At 70.9% G+C, this 15,515-nt stretch carries 17 protein-coding genes and 1 riboswitch; of the genes, 14 read left to right on the top strand and 3 right to left on the bottom strand.

The features are described from left to right. Positions 1–48 precede the first annotated feature (48 nt). The 8 genes from ACFSCV_RS14880 to ACFSCV_RS14845 all read left to right on the top strand — a co-directional run bounded on the left by ACFSCV_RS14880 (position 49) and on the right by ACFSCV_RS14845 (position 6,677). On the top strand, positions 49–333 hold the full coding sequence (locus ACFSCV_RS14880; RefSeq protein ID WP_378800355.1) for a BufA1 family periplasmic bufferin-type metallophore: 285 nt from the start codon (positions 49–51) through the stop codon (positions 331–333). 76 nt (positions 334–409) lie between these two features. Next, positions 410–1,279, top strand: coding sequence for an MNIO family bufferin maturase (bufB, locus tag ACFSCV_RS14875; RefSeq protein ID WP_378800354.1), 870 nt, complete (start codon positions 410–412; stop codon positions 1,277–1,279). A gap of 1 nt (position 1,280) precedes the next feature. After that, positions 1,281–2,069: an HvfC/BufC family peptide modification chaperone gene (locus ACFSCV_RS14870; RefSeq protein WP_378800353.1), complete on the top strand. Its 789-nt coding sequence runs from the start codon at positions 1,281–1,283 to the stop codon at positions 2,067–2,069. Further along, positions 2,066–2,572 carry a DoxX family protein gene (locus ACFSCV_RS14865; RefSeq protein ID WP_378800352.1) on the top strand — a complete coding sequence of 169 codons (507 nt, stop codon included), beginning with the start codon at positions 2,066–2,068 and terminating at the stop codon, positions 2,570–2,572. The genes ACFSCV_RS14870 and ACFSCV_RS14865 overlap by 4 nt, the downstream gene beginning before the upstream one ends. Before the next feature lie 24 nt (positions 2,573–2,596). Continuing rightward, positions 2,597–3,346, top strand: coding sequence for a 16S rRNA (uracil(1498)-N(3))-methyltransferase (locus ACFSCV_RS14860; protein ID WP_378800351.1), 750 nt, complete (start codon positions 2,597–2,599; stop codon positions 3,344–3,346). Between the two features lie 312 nt (positions 3,347–3,658). Next, positions 3,659–4,399 carry a L,D-transpeptidase gene (locus ACFSCV_RS14855; protein WP_378800350.1) on the top strand — a complete coding sequence of 247 codons (741 nt, stop codon included), beginning with the start codon at positions 3,659–3,661 and terminating at the stop codon, positions 4,397–4,399. Between the two features lie 124 nt (positions 4,400–4,523). Next, entirely contained in the window at positions 4,524–5,228 is a 705-nt protein-coding gene (locus ACFSCV_RS14850; RefSeq protein ID WP_378800349.1) for a L,D-transpeptidase, read from the top strand. A gap of 78 nt (positions 5,229–5,306) precedes the next feature. Beyond that, positions 5,307–6,677, top strand: a complete 1,371-nt coding sequence (locus ACFSCV_RS14845) for a glutamate--cysteine ligase (RefSeq protein WP_378800348.1) — start codon at positions 5,307–5,309, stop codon at positions 6,675–6,677. Here the strand turns inward: ACFSCV_RS14845 and ACFSCV_RS14840 are convergent. From ACFSCV_RS14840 to ACFSCV_RS14830, 3 genes are all read right to left on the bottom strand, one after another. Next, positions 6,671–7,927 (bottom strand): RNA polymerase sigma factor, encoded by a 1,257-nt coding sequence (locus ACFSCV_RS14840; RefSeq protein WP_378800347.1) that lies wholly within the window; start codon positions 7,925–7,927, stop codon positions 6,671–6,673. The two genes, ACFSCV_RS14845 and ACFSCV_RS14840, sit on opposite strands and share 7 nt — an antisense overlap. Next, complete coding sequence (locus tag ACFSCV_RS14835) at positions 7,924–8,295, bottom strand: YciI family protein (protein ID WP_271199153.1); 372 nt, start codon at positions 8,293–8,295, stop codon at positions 7,924–7,926. The genes ACFSCV_RS14840 and ACFSCV_RS14835 overlap by 4 nt, the downstream gene beginning before the upstream one ends. Positions 8,296–8,380: 85 nt before the next feature. Beyond that, a complete protein-coding gene (locus ACFSCV_RS14830; RefSeq protein WP_378800346.1) occupies positions 8,381–9,169 on the bottom strand; it encodes a cell wall hydrolase in 789 nt (262 codons plus the stop codon). A gap of 321 nt (positions 9,170–9,490) precedes the next feature. Between ACFSCV_RS14830 and ACFSCV_RS14825 the strand changes: the two genes are divergently transcribed. The 6 genes from ACFSCV_RS14825 (at position 9,491) to ACFSCV_RS14800 (ending at position 15,429) form a co-directional block, all read left to right on the top strand. Next, positions 9,491–12,034 (top strand): HWE histidine kinase domain-containing protein, encoded by a 2,544-nt coding sequence (locus ACFSCV_RS14825; RefSeq protein ID WP_378800345.1) that lies wholly within the window; start codon positions 9,491–9,493, stop codon positions 12,032–12,034. A gap of 72 nt (positions 12,035–12,106) precedes the next feature. Beyond that, positions 12,107–12,652: a sigma-70 family RNA polymerase sigma factor gene (locus tag ACFSCV_RS14820; RefSeq protein WP_378800344.1), complete on the top strand. Its 546-nt coding sequence runs from the start codon at positions 12,107–12,109 to the stop codon at positions 12,650–12,652. Continuing rightward, entirely contained in the window at positions 12,636–13,445 is an 810-nt protein-coding gene (locus ACFSCV_RS14815; protein ID WP_378800343.1) for an anti-sigma factor family protein, read from the top strand. Before ACFSCV_RS14820 ends, ACFSCV_RS14815 begins: the two co-directional genes overlap by 17 nt. Further along, positions 13,442–13,654 (top strand): hypothetical protein, encoded by a 213-nt coding sequence (locus tag ACFSCV_RS14810; protein ID WP_378800342.1) that lies wholly within the window; start codon positions 13,442–13,444, stop codon positions 13,652–13,654. Before ACFSCV_RS14815 ends, ACFSCV_RS14810 begins: the two co-directional genes overlap by 4 nt. A 68-nt stretch (positions 13,655–13,722) precedes the next feature. Then, a riboswitch (guanidine-I (ykkC/yxkD leader) is annotated at positions 13,723–13,832 on the top strand. A 76-nt stretch (positions 13,833–13,908) separates the two neighbouring features. Continuing rightward, entirely contained in the window at positions 13,909–14,733 is an 825-nt protein-coding gene (locus ACFSCV_RS14805) for an urea amidolyase associated protein UAAP1 (protein WP_378800341.1), read from the top strand. Between the two features lie 12 nt (positions 14,734–14,745). Then, entirely contained in the window at positions 14,746–15,429 is a 684-nt protein-coding gene (locus tag ACFSCV_RS14800; protein ID WP_378800340.1) for an urea amidolyase associated protein UAAP2, read from the top strand. The last annotated feature ends 86 nt before the right edge of the window (positions 15,430–15,515 follow it).

The raw sequence follows: 15,515 nt of genomic DNA, 5'->3' as shown, positions 1-15,515 counted from the left end.
TGAACGCGGGCCGATGAGGGCTCGCCTGATCCTCAGGAGGACAAGATCATGAATCGCCGCACCGTCAACGTCGCGCTCGCCGGCTCCTTCGCCGCCGCCCTCGCAGCCGTCGCCATGCCGGCCTTCGCCGAGGACAAGATGGCCGGCAAGGAGAAGTGCTACGGCGTCGCCCTCAAGGGCCAGAACGACTGCGCCGCGGGCGCGGGCACGACCTGCGCCGGGACCTCCAAGGTGGACTATCAGGGCAACGCCTGGAAGGCCGTTCCCGCCGGCACCTGCGTCACGATGAAGACGCCGTCCGGCATGGGTTCGCTCACCCCCCTCAAGTCGTAACCGCGTCGCGTTCCTTGTCCCCGCCGCCCGCGCGAGGGCGCGGGGACAAGGGCCCGGCCGCCAAGGAGGCGCCGCCATGGCCCTGCGTTCGCCGCTCCCCGTCCGGCTGCCGGCGCTGCCCGGCGTCGGCTTCAAGCCGGAGCATTTCGACGACATCCTCGCCGACCGGCCGTTCGACGGCTTCTTCGAGGTCCACGCCGAGAACTACATGGGCGCCGGCGGGCCGCCGCACGCCCGGCTCGGCCGGCTGCGCCGCGACCACGCGCTGTCCCTTCACGGCGTCGGCCTGTCCATTGGCGGCGCCGATCCGCTCGACCGCGAGCACCTCGCCCGGCTGAAGGCGCTGTGCGACCGCTACGAGCCGGAGAGCTTCTCCGAGCATCTCGCCTGGTCGACCCATGCGGGCGCGTTCCTCAACGACCTGCTGCCGCTGCCCTACACCGCCGAGACGCTGGACCGGGTCGTCGCCCATGTGGAGCAGACGCAGGACGCGCTCGGCCGGCGCATGCTGCTCGAAAACCCGGCGACCTATGTCGCCTTCGCCGAAAGCGACATTCCGGAGACCGCGTTCCTTGACGCCGTCGCCCGCCGCGCCGGCTGCGGGCTGCTGCTCGACCTCGACAACGTGCTGGTCTCCGCCGTCAATCACGGGGCCTCGCCCGAAGCCTATGTCGACGCCTTTCCCCTCGCCGACGTGGGCGAGATCCATCTTGCGGGCCATGCGGAGACCACGGACGACGCCGGCGCGCCGCTGCTGATCGACGCCCATGGCGCCGTCGTGCCGGACCCGGTCTGGGCGCTCTATCTTCACGTCCTCCGCCGCGCCGGGCCGCTGCCGACGCTGATCGAGTGGGACAACGACGTGCCGGCGTGGCCCGTGCTGCGCGCCGAGGCGGAGCGCGCCCGGAGCCTTCTGGTCACGGCCGCCCATGACGAGGCGGCCTGAGATGGGCGCGGCCGTCCAGTCCCGCTTCGCCGCGGCGCTGCGCGATCCGGCGGCCGCGCTTCCTCCCGACCTCGCGCTCTCGCGCGGCGGGGCCCCGGAGCGACGCTTCGCGGTCTACCGCAACAACGTCGCCGCGTCGCTCCGCGCCGCGCTGGAGACGCGGTTCCCGGCCAGCCGGCGCATCGTCGGCGACGCCTTCTTCGCCGAACTGGCGGGCGCCTATGCGCGCGAGCATCCGCCGCGTTCGGCCGTGATGATGGCCTATGGCGACGGCCTGGCGGATTTCGCCGCCGCGGTTCCTGCGCTCGCGAGCGCGCCTTACGTCGCCGACGTCATGCGGATCGAGGCGGCGCGCACCCGCGCCTATCACGCCGCCGACGCCGAGCCGCTGGGGCCCGAACGGTTCGCGGCCGTGCGCCCGGAGGAGCTGGCGCGGCTCCACGTCACGCTTCACCCTTCGCTCGAGATCGTGCGCTCCGCTTATCCCGCGCTGACGATCTGGGCGATGAACGCCGGCGAGCGCGAGCTCGCCCCGATCGTCGACTGGACGCCCGAGGACGCGCTCGTCGTCCGGCCCGCGCTCGACGTCGTCGTGCGCCGGCTGCCGGCGGGAGGCGCGGCCTTCCTCGGCGCGCTCGCCGCCGGCCGGAGCCTCGGCGCCGCGGCGCGGTTCGCGGGCGCGGACGACGCCGGCTTCGACCTCACCCTCAACCTCGCCGGCCTGATCGGGGCCGGCCTCGTGGTCGCCGTGACGGCGGCCCGACCGCGCCGGGGAGGGCGCATCCCATGACCAACGCTCCGACCGCGGCGCCTCGCGCCGTTTCGCCCGAGGTCGTGGGCCCTGCGCCGGCCTCCGGGATCGCCCGCGCCGTCGAGGCCGCGATCGCGCTGTTCGAGCGCATTCCCTATTCGGCGCTGGCGCTCGCGGCCCGCGTCTTCCCCGCCGCGGTGTTCTGGCGGTCCGGCCAGACCAAGGTCAGCGGCTTCGGCCTGTCCGACAGCGCGGTCTTCCTGTTCCAGGAGGAGTACCGCCTTCCTTTGGTCGATCCGACGATCGCGGCCTATGCGGCGGCGGTCGCCGAGCATCTGTTCCCGCTGCTGCTGGTGATCGGCTTCGCCAGCCGGTTCGCGGCGCTCGCGCTGCTCGGCATGACGCTCGTCATCGAGATCTTCGTCTATCCCGACGCCTGGCCGACCCACGGCGTCTGGGCCGCCTGCTTCCTGCTCGTGATCGCGCGCGGGCCGGGCGCGCTGTCGCTCGACCATCTCATCGCGCGGGCGTGGCGCCGGTGAGCGGCGTCGACTAAGAACGGCGTCATGTCCGCCCGTTACGACTTCACGTCCACGCGCCTCTTCGTCGAGGCCGACCTCGCCGCCGGCGCGAGCGTCGACCTCGGCGACGCGCAGGCGAACTACCTCCGCAACGTGCTGCGCTTCGCGCCCGGCGACGGGCTGCTGCTGTTCAACGGCCGCGACGGCGAATGGCGGGCGAGGACCGAGGAGGTCGCGAAAAAGCGGGTCACGGTCGTCGTCGAGGAGATGACCCGGCCGCAGACGCCGCCGACAGGCGTCGACTACCTGTTCGCGCCGCTGAAGCACGCCCGGCTCGACTACATGGTCCAGAAGGCGGTGGAGATGGGCGTGGGCCGGCTGCGCCCGGTGCTGACGCGGCGGACCCAGGCCGCCCGCGTCAATCTCGAGCGGATGCGCGCCAACGTCGTCGAGGCGGCGGAGCAGTGCGGGGTGATCTCGGCGCCCGAGGTGCTGGAGCCCGAGCCGCTGGAGAAGGCGCTGGAGGCCTGGCCGGCGGAGGTCCCGCTCGCCTTCTGCGACGAGGCGGCCGACGTCGCCGATCCGATGGCCGCGCTCCGCGGCCGGGCCTCCGGCGCGCTCGGCGTGCTGATCGGCCCGGAGGGCGGGTTCGACCCCGCCGAGCGCGCCGCGTTGCTGAGGCTGCCGTCGGTGGTCCGGCTGTCGCTCGGCCCCCGGATCCTGCGCGCGGACACCGCCGCGGTCGCGGCGCTGGCGCTTGTTCAGGCGGCGCGGGACGGCGACGCCTCATTTTGAACACAGACTGCGACGGGTTAACCCGCCCAGCGCAGCCGAGGTTAATTCGCCCCGCGTCGCCGGGTTAACGGCGGCCGCGTCGTCAACCCGTTGTTAACCCTGTTCGGGCGATTGTTAACCCGAGGTTGCAGGTCGATTAACCTCGAATTGCGTGGTTCGCGTCGCGGCGGAGTTGCCGAAATAGCGCACAGCGGCGGGATCGACCGCCGGCTCGCGATCTTGGCATGCCGCCGGAACGTCGAGAGGCGTATAGCCGTTAAGGAAGCCGCCGGGTCGTGGCGGCATGTGCGGGTCATGCGAAGAATACCTCCCATGTCATCAGTTTCGAACGCTCCGGCCGCCTCGGCCGCGCTCTGGTCGCGCCGGTTGATTCTCGCGGCGCTGCCGCTCGCTCTGGCCGCCTGCTCGCAGTCGCGGGCGCTGCCGACGGCGAGCCCGATGCCCTACGCGGCGGCTCCGGTCACGGTGACGCCCGTGCTGACGCCGGCGCCGTCCTTCGGCTCGGGCCTGTCCGACGAGGGCCGCTACGGCGCCGTCGGCGCCGACGAGCCGTACCCGATCAAGGCGGTCAACCTCCAGAGAATCGACCCGAAGTTCCTCAAGCAGACGGTTCCGAACACCACCGGCGAGCCGGCCGGGACAATCGTGATCGACCCGCGCGAGCGGCACCTCTACCTCGTCCAGGACGACGGCACGGCGATCCGCTACGGCGTCGGCGTCGGCCGCCAGGGCTTCGCCTGGAACGGCGAAGCCTACATCCGCCGCAAGCTCGAATGGCCGGACTGGCACCCGCCGGCGGAGATGGTGGCGCGCGACCCGCACGCCCGTCCCTACGCCAACGGCATGCCCGGCGGCCCCGGCAACCCGCTCGGCGCCCGCTCCATGGCGCTGTGGCAGGGCGACAAGGACACGCTGTTCCGCATCCATGGCACCATCGAGCCCTATTCGATCGGCAAGGCCGTCTCGTCCGGCTGCATCCGCATGCTGAACCAGGACGTCATCGACCTGTACAGCCGCGTGCCGCTCGGCACCCGCGTGGTCGTCCGCGCGTGATTCCGGCCGGCGCGCAGCCCTCGACGGCGCGCGCCGCGCCCTTCCGCCTTTTCATCTGACGAAACCCGGACGGCCGCCTCGGCGGCCGTCGATCATTGCGCATACACGAACGGACGGCCCGCCCATGTCGCGTCACGACGCTCCCGCCGCCTCCCGCCAGCTCACCCGGCGCGCGCTCGTCTCGCTGCTGCCGCTAGGCCTCGCGGCCTGCGCCGGCGGTTCGCTCCGCGACGTCAGGGCGTTCATCGATCCCGACGGCGCGAATTACGACGACATCTACGGGCCGCGGCCCGACGAGAAGTTCCCTCTGCCGGGCATCAACTGGCGCAACCTGCACCCCGCCGTGCTCCGTCGCAGCATGACGGATCCGACCGGCGAGAAAGCCGGCACCATCGTCGTCGATCCCGACGCACGCCTGCTCTACCTCGTGCTCGGCGGCGGCCGCGCCATGCGCTACGGCGTGGGCGTCGGCAAGCAGGGCATGGAGTGGAGCGGCCGCGCCACCATCCAGCGCAAGGCCGAGTGGCCGACCTGGACGCCCACCCGCGACATGATCTCGCGCGATCCCGCGCTGAACGCGAAATGGGCCGGCGGCATGCCCGGCGGGCTCGACAATCCGCTCGGCGCGCGCGCTCTCTACCTCTACCAGGGCGGACGCGACACGATGTACCGCATCCACGGCACCAACGCGCCGCGCTCGATCGGCCGCGCCATGTCGTCCGGCTGCGTCCGCATGCTGAACCACGACATCATCGACCTCTACGAACGCGTCTCGACCGGAGCGCAGGTCGTGGTGCTGCCCGCGAGCCGCACCCTCGGCGTGACCTGACGTTCGGCGCGCGGACCGGCTTTACGCCTGCGATCCGACCGCCTAACTGTCTGCGGCTTCGCCTGATCAGGAGCCGTCATGGCCCGCGACCAACTCGATCCCACCTTCATCACCTCGCGCGAGGAGCTGGTCTCCTGGTTCGAGGTCGGCTGCAAGCCGGTCGAAAGCTTCCGTATCGGGACCGAGCACGAGAAGTTCCCGTTCCGCCGGGCCGACCTGTCGCCGGTCGCCTATGAAGGGCCGAACGGCATCCGCGCCCTGCTCGAAGGGATGCAGATGCTGCTCGGCTGGGAGCCGATCATGGAGGCCGGCCGCATCATCGGCCTGTTCGACGTGACCGGCGGCGGCGCCATCAGCCTGGAGCCCGGCGGCCAGTTCGAGCTCTCCGGCGCGCCGCTCGAGACGATCCACCAGACCTGCTCCGAGCTGCACGCCCACCTCGCTCAGGTGCGGCAGGTGGCCGAGCCGCTCGGCCTCGGCTTCCTTGGGCTCGGCATGAGCCCGAAATGGACGCTGGCGGAGACGCCGGTGATGCCCAAGGGCCGCTACGGCATCATGACCCGCTACATGCCGAAGGTCGGCTCGCGCGGCCTCGACATGATGTACCGGACCTCCACGGTGCAGGTGAACCTGGACTTCTCCAGCGAGGCCGACATGGTCCGCAAGCTGCGGGTGAGCTTGGCCCTGCAGCCGATCGCGACCGCGCTGTTCGCCAACTCCCCGTTCACGGAAGGGCGGCCGAACGGTTTCCTGTCTGCGCGCTCCGAGATCTGGCGCGACACCGACAACGCCCGCGCCGGCATGCTGCCCTGGGCGTTCGACGACGGCATGGGCTTTGAGCGCTATGTCGACTATGCGCTTGATGTGCCGATGTATTTCGTGAAACGCGGCGACCATTACCACGACGTGGCGGGCGCGTCGTTCCGCGACCTGCTGGCGGGCCGGCTGCCGCAGCTTCCGGGCGAGCGCGCGACCGTCGCGGACTGGGCGAACCACCTCAGCACGATTTTCCCCGAGGTGCGGCTGAAGCGCTACCTCGAGATGCGCGGCGCGGACTCCGGACCGACGGGACGCATCTGCGCGCTGCCGTCGTTCTGGGTCGGCGTTCTCTACGACGACGCAAGCCTCGACGCCGCATGGGAGATCGTGAAGCACTGGACCGCCGACGAGCGCCAGAAGCTTCGCGACGACGTCCCCCGCGAGGGCCTGTCCGCCCGCATCCGCAACCGGTCGGTGCTCGAAGTGGCCCGTGACGTGCTGGCGCTCGCCGACGACGGCCTCGCCCGCCGCGCGCGGCCCAATCTCTACGGCGAGGACGAGCGTATCCATCTCGCGCCGCTGCATCGCGTGGTCGAGCAGAAGGCGACGCTCGCCGATCAGCTGCTCGCGAAGTACGGCGGCCCGTGGGAGGAAAGCGTCGATCCGGCCTTCAGCGAGTTCGCCTACTGAGGCGCTGTTTCGGACGTCAGCTGATCGAGATGCATCCGGATATGGGCGGCTTCGGCGGGCGAATTCGCGAGCGCGATCGCGCGGTCGAAGGCCACGCGGGCTTCGGCGAAACGATTGGCCTGCTTCAGGAAAACGCCGCGCACGCCGAAATAGTAGAAGTAGCCTGAGAGTTTTTCTGCAAGCGGCTCGATCAGCGCGAGGCCCGCTTCGGGGCCGTCGAGCTTGGCGGCCGCGACGGCGCGGTTCAGCGTGACGACAGGCGAGGGCTGCATCCGTTCGAGCGTGGCGTAGAGCTGGTCGATTCCGCGCCAGTCGGTGTCCGAGGCGGACGCGGCCTGGGCGTGGAGCGCGGCGATCGCGGACTGGATCTGATAGGGGCCGGGCGCCCGACGCCGCATCGCCTTGTCGATCAAGGCGAGGCCTTCGGCGATCATGCGCCGGTCCCACAAGGCGCGGTCCTGCTCCTCCAGCAGCACGACGCCGCCTTGGGCGTCGAACCGCGCGGCCGCGCGGGAATGCTGCAGCAGCATCAGCGCCGAGAGCCCCATCAGCTCGGGTTCGGCGGGAAACAGCTTCATCAGCAGGCGCCCGAGCCGGATCGCCTCGGCGCAGAGCGCGGAGCGGGCCTCGTTCGTCGCTTCGCCGGCCGAGTATCCCTCGTTGAAGACGAGATAGATCATGGCGGAGACGGTCGTGAGCCGCTCCGCGCGCTCGATCGCGGACGGCGTCTCGAACGGAGTCCCGGCTTTCGCCACGCGGGCTTTTGCGCGGGTGATGCGCTGCTCCATGGCGCTTTCGCTGACAAGGAAGGCCCGGGCGATCTGGCGCACGGCGAGGCCCGACACGACCCGAAGCGCGAGCGCGATCTGTTGCGTCGACGGCAGATCGGGATGACAGCAGACGAACAGAAGCCGGAGGATGTCGTCCCGGTAATCGGCCTGATCGAGCCGTTCGACCAGATCGCCTTCGACGTCGTCGAGATCGGAGATCGCGTCTTCGTCGGGCAGGGCGGCGAGGCGGCGGTCGCGTCGCTTGGCGTCGAGCGCGGCGTTGCGGCCGACGAAGATGAGCCAGGCCGCCGGATCGCGCGGCGGGCCGTTGCGGGGCCAGGCGGCGAGCGCCTTGAGGCAGGCCTCCTGAAAGGCCTCTTCCGCGAGCTCCAGGTCCCGGAAGTAGCGCAGCAGCGCCGCGACCGCCTGCGGGCGCGCCGCGATCAGCGCCTTGTCGATCCAGGCGAGGTCGGTCGTCATGTCGGGAGCGCGCCGGGCTTGAAGAGCGAGACGGGCCTGATCTCGTACGAGCCGCCGGGGTTGGCGCGGCCGAGATCGCGCGCGATCTCAAGCGCTTCGTCGAGCGAGGCGCAATCGACCACGTAGAAGCCGAGCAGCTGCTCCTTTGTTTCCGCGAACGGCCCGTCGATGACGAGCGGAGGATCGCTGTCCTTGCGCAGCGTGGTCGCCGCGGTGGTCGGCATCAGCCGGGCGGCGGGTCCGAGCTTGCCCTGGCGGGCGATCTTCTCGTGCACGACATCGAGCCGGGCCATGCAGGCGTCGTCCTCCTCCTTGGTCCAGGAGGTGACGACGTCCTCGTAGTGGTAGCAGAGCAGCGCGTAGAGCATCGGAGCGGTCCCGTTTCGTCACAAGGACGGACGAGTATGCCCCGGGCCGACAGCGCCTGCGCTGCTCAGGCGAAAAGTTTTGGCGTCAGCGCGTTTCGGCCGTCAGCGCCAGGGCCGGCTGCGTCGGATGCTCCGCCGCGAGCGTCGGAAAAGCCTGAGGCGGCAAGGGGATCGGCGCGAAAGCGGGCGGCGCGGACGGCGTCTCGGTGGTCGTCACGGCGACGGTCGCCGGCGTCTCAGGGGTCTGCGCCTGAGGCGCCCGCTGCTCCTGCGGCTGCGGAGCCTCGCGCGGGGAGAGGGACGCCACGACGATCGGTTTGGCTTCGGCGGTCGGGTCGGTCTTGGCGAAGGCGAGCGCGAGCGCCCGGGAGCGGGCGTTCTCGCGCAGGTCCGCCTGGGTCTCGACGCTGCGCTTCTCGTAGAAGGCGTTGCCCCCGGCGAGCAGCACGTAATGCATGTTGGGGTAGGGGAAGCGCAGGCCGGCGGTGTGGAAGAACATCGCGTTCCGAACGCCCGGATGGCGCTTGCCCTGCAGCACCTCGTCGGCCACGCGGCGGGCGCGCTCGGCGCCGCTGTCGTCCATGGCCTTCGTCATCACGCCGGGCGCGAACTGGCCTTTCTGGGCTACCACGTCGCACACCGTGGAGCCGTAAGAGCCTGATTTCACACGGTTCGCCACCACCGTGCCGACGGCGCGCATGCCCTCGTCGCTGCCCCGGTGGGACTCGAAATACATCGCCCGGGCGAGGCAGTCGCGGTCTTGCGCCGAGTAGCTGACCTTGACGATGGCGGCGGGCTTCGGCGCCTGCGCGCAGGCTGCGGCGGCGAGAGCGACGGTCGCGGACGCGACGACACGGACGAAGGACTTCGTCATGGCGGCTGGCGTTCCCCCTTCAGCTTCCCGGACGCCGCCCGCGAGCAGCCAGCGTCCTTACTGAGGGGTTAATGGACCCGCGGCCGGTTATCAAATCGTTAATGTCACGGTTAACGCCCGCCCGGCGACGGGTGAATTCCGGTTAATCCGCCTGCAACAATGAACCCGGGACGTTTCAGCCGCTGGATTCCCAGGCGGCGCCGATGCAACCGGGCGCCCTTTCCCGGAGGGAAACGGAACTATATACCCCGGGAGCCTAGTTGCGCGGTCTGGTCGCGTTCGGGCGTCGCGGGGGCGGCGAGCAATCGAGAAGGAGATCGGATGCCCGCCGCATCCACGGTCGATCTGACCAACTGCGACCGGGAGCCGATCCACACCCCCGGGAGCATCCAGCCGCACGGCTGCATGATCGTGTGCAATCCCAGCGCGTCCCGGGTGCTGCGCCATTCGGCGAACGCGCCGGAGATGCTGGGCGCGTCCGGCGATCTCAACGGCCGCGAGCTCGCGGATGTGATCGGCGCTGCGGCGGCCCATTTCGTGCGGAACGCGCTGACGCTCGCGAGCGACGCGTCGCGGCCGGCGCTGGCGTTCGCGGTCGAGGTTGGCGGGCGCATGTTCGACATGGCGGTCCACGCCCATGCCGCCAGCGCGATCATCGAGTTCGAGCCGGCGAGCGTCGAGGCGCGGCAGCCGCTCGATCTCGCGCGGATGCTGATCGGCCGCATCCGCGGGCTGGACGATGTGGGCCGGCTGGTCCCGGACGCGGCCCGGCTCGTCAAGGCGGTCACCGGCTACGACCGCGTCATGGTCTATCACCTCGAACGCGACGGCTCCGGGCGTGTGGTCGCGGAAGCGAAACGGCCGGACCTCGAGAGCTTCTTCGGCCAGTACTTTCCGGCGAGCGACATCCCCCAGCAGGCCCGCGCCCTCTACCTGCGCAACACCATCCGCGTGATCTCCGACGCTTCGGGGGAGCGCGTGCCGCTGGCGCCGGCGATCGACGCCTCGGGCGAGCCGCTCGACCTGTCGTTCGCGCATCTGCGCAGCGTGTCGCCGATCCACTGCGAGTACCTCCGCAACATGGGCGTGGCGGCCTCGATGTCGATCTCGGTCGTGGTGGGCGGAGAGCTGTGGGGCCTCATCGCCTGCCACCACTACAGCCCGCGCGTGCTGCCGATGGCCGAGCGGTCGGCGGCCGAGATGTTCGGCGAGTTCTTCTCGCTGCACCTCGAAGCCCTCAAGCAACGCGGCAAGCTCGACGCCGCGACCAAGGCGCGCGCGGCCCTCGACGGCGTGCTGCGCCTCGCCTCGCACCACGCCGATCTCGGCGAGGCGCTGCGCGAGAGCCTCGACGACATCCGGCAGCTCATGCCCTGCGACGGCGTCGGGCTCTGGCTCGGCGGGGCCTGGCTGTCGATCGGCGCGGCTCCGCCCGCGACCTTCGCCCCGCAGCTCGCGCAGTTCGTCGGCGGGGTCGCCGAGGGGCGGGTCTTCGCCACCCACGCCCTCGGGCAGTTGCTGCCGCAGGCGGAGGAGGTCTGTCCTTCGGTCGTCGGCATGCTGGCCGTGCCGCTCTCCCAGCGCCCGCGCGACTATCTGTTCTTCTTCCGCAAGGAGATCGTGCAGACGCTCGACTGGGCCGGCAATCCGGAGAAGGTCTACGGCACGGGCCCTCTCGGCGACCGCCTTACGCCGCGCAAGAGCTTCGCGATCTGGAAGGAGACCGTCCGGGGCCAGTCGCGGCCGTGGTCCGACGACGACCGCGAGATCGCGGAGGCCGCCCGCAGCGCGCTGGTCGAGATCGCTCTCCGGCACAACGAGCTGCTCGCCGACGAGCGCAGCAAGGCGGATCTGCGCCAGCGCATGCTGAACGAGGAGCTGAACCACCGCGTCAAGAACATCCTGGCGATCATCAAGTCGCTTGTCGGCCATCCCGCCCAAGACGGCCGTTCGATCGCGGACTACGTCGCCTCGCTCAAGGGCCGGATCCAGGCGCTCGCCTATGCGCACGATCAGATCGTGCGCGGAGACGGCGGCGGCCGGTTGACCGATCTGGTCGCGGCGGAGCTGACGCCCTATCGCGATCCGGGCTCGACGGTGGAGACAAGCGGCCCTGAGTTCTGGCTGGACGCGCGGGCGTTCTCGGTGATTGCGCTGGTGCTGCACGAGCTGTCGACCAACGCGGCGAAGTACGGCGCGCTGTCCGGGCGCGGCGGGCGGCTGGACGTGTCATGGAGCGGGACCTCCGCCGGCGACTGCGAAATTCTGTGGCGCGAGAGCGGGGGGCCGCCGGTGTCGCCGCCGCGGCGGCAGGGCTTCGGCACCGTTCTGGTTGACCGCAGCATTCCTTACGATCTCGGCGGGGAGAGCGCCGTCGAGTATCCGCCGAGCGGCGTCGTGGCGCGGCTCCTGATCCCCGCGAAGCATGTCGCGCTGGTGGACTCCCGCGTTCGCGGCGCGGACATCGCCGAACCGTTCGCGGAGCCGCAGCGGGCCGCGCCGCTCGCCGACATGCGCCTGCTGCTGGTCGAGGACCAGATGCTGATCGCGATGGACGTCGAAGCGATGCTCGCGGCCAGCGGCATGACGAACGTCTCGACCAGCGGTTCGGCGGCCGAGGCGCTGCGCCACCTCATGCAGTATGCGCCGGACGCCGCCGTGCTCGACGTCAATCTGGGCGACGGCACGTCGATCGCCGTGGCCGAGGAGCTGGTCCGGCGCGACATCCCGTTCGTCTTCGCCACCGGTTACGGCGACCGCTCGATGATCCCCGAGGCTTTCTCGGGCGTTCCGATCGTCCGCAAGCCCTACGACGTGCAGGCCCTGATCCGGGGCCTCGAGCAGGCGATCGACGCGCGAGCCTGACGACGGGCGGCGGCGCGCAAAAAAATACGCGATGCTGCGGATGAAACAGCTCCGCGGCTCCGTAAGCCTGTCATGACGAGCAGCTCTTCCCGCTTCGACGTGATCGCGCAGTTGCCGGCCATGCGCCGCTACGCGCTCACGCTGACGCGCGACCCCGCCGACGCCGAGGACCTGGTGCAGGACGCGCTGGTCCGCGCCTACGCTAAGCGGGCGAGCTACGACGACGAGCGGGAGCTGCGGCCCTGGCTGCTCGCGATCCTGCACGCGGTCTTCATCGACGGCGTGCGCAGCCGCCGGGCCGAGCTGCTGCGCATCGCCCGCGCGGGCGAGACGTCCGACGACCACCACGCGCCCGCGCAGGACCACGTCGTCCGGCTCGCGCAGATCCGCGAGCAGTTCGCCAGCCTGCCGGAAGAGCAGCGTGCCGCGCTCCATCTCGTCGCCGTCGAGGGCCTGTCCTACGCCGACGCCGCGAACGTGCTCGGCGCGCCGGTCGGCACGCTGATGTCGCGGCTCGCCCGCGCCCGCGAGGCGCTGCGGCGGATCGAGGCGGCGGAGCCGGAAAAACGACCCCAGCATCTTCGCATCGTGAGAGGAACCGATGGCATCGACGCCTGATCCCATTCTGGAGGGCGAGCTCGACGCCTATGTGGACGGTCAGGTCGACCTGCGCCGCCGCATCGAGATCGAGGCCTATCTCGCCGCTCACCCGCCGCTGGCGAGCCGGGTGATGGCCGACATGCGCCTGCGCGACGAACTGCGCTGCGCCTTCGGCGAACCGCAGGCCCCGGCGGATAGGCGCGCGCAGACCCTGAAGCTCGCGCGGCGGCTCGAGGGCGCGCGCTCGCGGCAGCGCCTGTTCGTGAACCTGCGGCGCGCGGCGGTGGTCATGCTGCTCGTCGGCGCCGGCTGGATCGCGAACGCCTCCGTCGGACCGCTGCTGGTCGGGGCGGTGTTCGCGTCGCCCCAGCCGCCCGCCTATGTGGTCGACGCCGTCATGGCCCATCGGACGGCGCTGCTGCGCGGGGAGATGGAGTCTCAGGTCGAGACGCCGGACTACGACCGCACCGAGATCCGCGCCGCCACCGCGATCGTGCTTCCCAAGCTGCCCAAGGACTGGAAGGTGACGGACGTCCAGGTGTTCCCGTCCAAGTACGGGCCGAGCGTCCAGATGGCGATGGAGACCCCGGACCTCGGCCTGCTGTCGTTCTATGCGGTGCGCCCCGGGGCGTTCGGCATGGAGGCGGCGGTCGTCCGGCGGATCGACGAGGACGTCGTCGCCGCCTACTGGCAGGTGGCGGACGTCGCCTACACCCTCGTCGCCCAGGCGGACGAGGAGAAGCTGCTGGCCCGGGCCGACCGCTTCGCCGGTCGGATCGGCCGCGCCGCGCGCACGGAGGCCGCCCGATGAGCCTGCGCAGCGAACTCCGCTCGGCCTACGCCTGCGGCCGGATCGACGACCTGCTGGAGCGCGAGGCGCCGTCCGTGGCCGAGACGGATCGGCCGATGGGCGGGCTGGAGCTGCTGAAGCGCGCCGCGCGGGCCGCGCAGGCGCGGTCGAACGTCGTGCCTTTCGATCCGCGCGCCCCCCGCCGCCAGACGCCGCAGGCGCGCGCCTAATCTTGCGGCGGCGACTGTCTATATTTCGCGCTGTCGTGATGTCGGGGGCGCGGCTATAGGTTTGCGCATGAGTTGGCGGCTAGGGTTCCGCGTCGCGTGAAGCGGCGGCTGGTCCGAGAGCCGCCGCCGGACCGGGAGACATCCGGACCGGACACGGCGGGCGAAAATCCCGGGAGACCTCAGCAGCCAGGAACTGGCGACGCTGGTCTTCGCCCGTTCCAGGCTTCCTTGAAGTTCTTGGAACGAGGCTCATCATGACGTCGACCGATCCCCTGAAAGCCAAGATCATCGCCGAGCGCAGCGCGCAGTACGCGCGGCTGAAGGCCGCCGGCGACGCGCCGAAGACGCTTCCTCCGGCCACGGCCCGCGACGGCGCGCCGATCGACCCCGCCGCGGTGCGCGAGCGCGAGACGCTGCCCGGCGGCTGGTACTGGACCGGCCGGATCGCCCGCGGCGAGGCGCTCAGGGTGCTGAACGCCTCCGGCGCGTCCGGCGTATCGCTGTTCTTCTGGAACGCGGCCGACACCTCCGAACGCTACAACAGCGCCGACACCATCAAGGTGCAGTGGACCTCCGACCTCCGGAAGGGCCGGGTGCTGTTCTCGGACATGGGCCGGGTGATGCTGTCGATCGTCGAGGACACCTGCGGCGCGCACGACACCGTCGTCGGCGGTTCGACGCCGGGCTCGAACCTCGCCAAATACGGCGACGCCGCGCTGCGCTCCACCCGCGAGAACATGGTCCTCGCGGCCTCCAAGTTCGGGCTCGGGGCCCGCGATCTCGCGCCGCTGCTGACGCTGTTCGCGCCGGTGCGCCACGGCGCGGACGGGCGCTTCGCGTTCCGCGACGGCGTGGTGCAGCCCGGCGACTTCGTCGACCTGCGCGCCGAGATGGACCTGCTGGTCGCGGTCTCGAACTGTCCGCATCCGCTGGCGCCCGACCGGGTGTTCGACCCAGGCGAGGTGGAGCTGATCGTCCATCGCTCAGCCCCGCCCGAGGCCGACGACATCTGCCGCACCGCGACCGCCGAGGCGGTCCGCGGCTTCGAGAACAACGCCCGCTATCTGCGCGCCGTCTGAGGGAGAGAGCCGATGACCGACCTCCACGCCGCCGAGCGGCCCGCCTCCTCGTTCTTCGCGAGCCCCGCGGCGCTCGATCCGAAGGACGCGATCTACGACTTCACCATCCCGGCGAACCGGCCCTGGTCCGGGATCGTCGAGAAGGGCCAGATCCTGCGCATCGTCGACCTCGAAGGCTGCCAGGCGGTCGACACCCTGTTCTACGCCGCGCACGACCATTCCGAGCGCTACAGCGCGCAGGACACGATCCTGGCGCAGGGCGCGCCCTACGTCTCCACCGGCACGCGGCTGATCTCGAACGAGGGCCGGCTGATGGGGACCGTGATCGCCGACAGCTGCGGCCGGCACGACACTTCGGCCGGCGCCTGCTCCTGCGAGGCGAACACCGTGCGCTTCGGCCACCACACGAGGCACATGCACGCCTGCCGCGAGAACTTCGTGATCGAGGTGGCGAAGCACGGCATGACGAAGCGGGACATCGTGCCCAACATCAACTTCTTCATGAACGTGCCGATCGAGCCCTCCGGCGCGCTCGCGATCGTCGACGGCGTGTCGTCGCCCGGCGACTACGTCGACGTGCTGGCGGCCGTCGACCTGCTCTGCGTGATCTCGAACTGCCCGCAGATCAACAACCCCTGCAACGGCTTCGACCCGTCGCCGGTCAGGGTGCTGATCTTCGACCCGTCGAACGCCTGAGCGGCGCCGCTGAACCGTCATGCCCGGCGAAGCCGGGCGTCCACGACTTCTTCACGCCGCGCTCGACGCCCCAAGTCGTGGATGCC

The sequence above is a fragment of the Methylopila henanensis genome, from assembly GCF_042681025.1.
GTDB lineage: Bacteria > Pseudomonadota > Alphaproteobacteria > Rhizobiales > Methylopilaceae > Methylopila > Methylopila henanensis.
Note: the sequence above shows the minus strand (reverse complement) of the source record. Positions and strands in the feature narration are given on the sequence as shown.

Coding starts and splice junctions, on each gene's coding strand:
- ACFSCV_RS14865 (WP_378800352.1), top strand. CDS start 2,066: ATGACCAACGCTCCGACCGCGGCGCCTCGCGCCGTTTCGCCCGAGGTC.
- ACFSCV_RS14800 (WP_378800340.1), top strand. CDS start 14,746: ATGACCGACCTCCACGCCGCCGAGCGGCCCGCCTCCTCGTTCTTCGCG.
- ACFSCV_RS14805 (WP_378800341.1), top strand. CDS start 13,909: ATGACGTCGACCGATCCCCTGAAAGCCAAGATCATCGCCGAGCGCAGC.
- ACFSCV_RS14815 (WP_378800343.1), top strand. CDS start 12,636: ATGGCATCGACGCCTGATCCCATTCTGGAGGGCGAGCTCGACGCCTAT.
- ACFSCV_RS14820 (WP_378800344.1), top strand. CDS start 12,107: ATGACGAGCAGCTCTTCCCGCTTCGACGTGATCGCGCAGTTGCCGGCC.
- ACFSCV_RS14855 (WP_378800350.1), top strand. CDS start 3,659: ATGTCATCAGTTTCGAACGCTCCGGCCGCCTCGGCCGCGCTCTGGTCG.
- ACFSCV_RS14825 (WP_378800345.1), top strand. CDS start 9,491: ATGCCCGCCGCATCCACGGTCGATCTGACCAACTGCGACCGGGAGCCG.
- ACFSCV_RS14835 (WP_271199153.1), bottom strand. CDS start 8,295: ATGCTCTACGCGCTGCTCTGCTACCACTACGAGGACGTCGTCACCTCC.
- ACFSCV_RS14830 (WP_378800346.1), bottom strand. CDS start 9,169: ATGACGAAGTCCTTCGTCCGTGTCGTCGCGTCCGCGACCGTCGCTCTC.
- ACFSCV_RS14880 (WP_378800355.1), top strand. CDS start 49: ATGAATCGCCGCACCGTCAACGTCGCGCTCGCCGGCTCCTTCGCCGCC.
- ACFSCV_RS14850 (WP_378800349.1), top strand. CDS start 4,524: ATGTCGCGTCACGACGCTCCCGCCGCCTCCCGCCAGCTCACCCGGCGC.
- ACFSCV_RS14810 (WP_378800342.1), top strand. CDS start 13,442: ATGAGCCTGCGCAGCGAACTCCGCTCGGCCTACGCCTGCGGCCGGATC.
- ACFSCV_RS14860 (WP_378800351.1), top strand. CDS start 2,597: ATGTCCGCCCGTTACGACTTCACGTCCACGCGCCTCTTCGTCGAGGCC.
- ACFSCV_RS14840 (WP_378800347.1), bottom strand. CDS start 7,927: ATGACGACCGACCTCGCCTGGATCGACAAGGCGCTGATCGCGGCGCGC.
- bufB (WP_378800354.1), top strand. CDS start 410: ATGGCCCTGCGTTCGCCGCTCCCCGTCCGGCTGCCGGCGCTGCCCGGC.
- ACFSCV_RS14845 (WP_378800348.1), top strand. CDS start 5,307: ATGGCCCGCGACCAACTCGATCCCACCTTCATCACCTCGCGCGAGGAG.
- ACFSCV_RS14870 (WP_378800353.1), top strand. CDS start 1,281: ATGGGCGCGGCCGTCCAGTCCCGCTTCGCCGCGGCGCTGCGCGATCCG.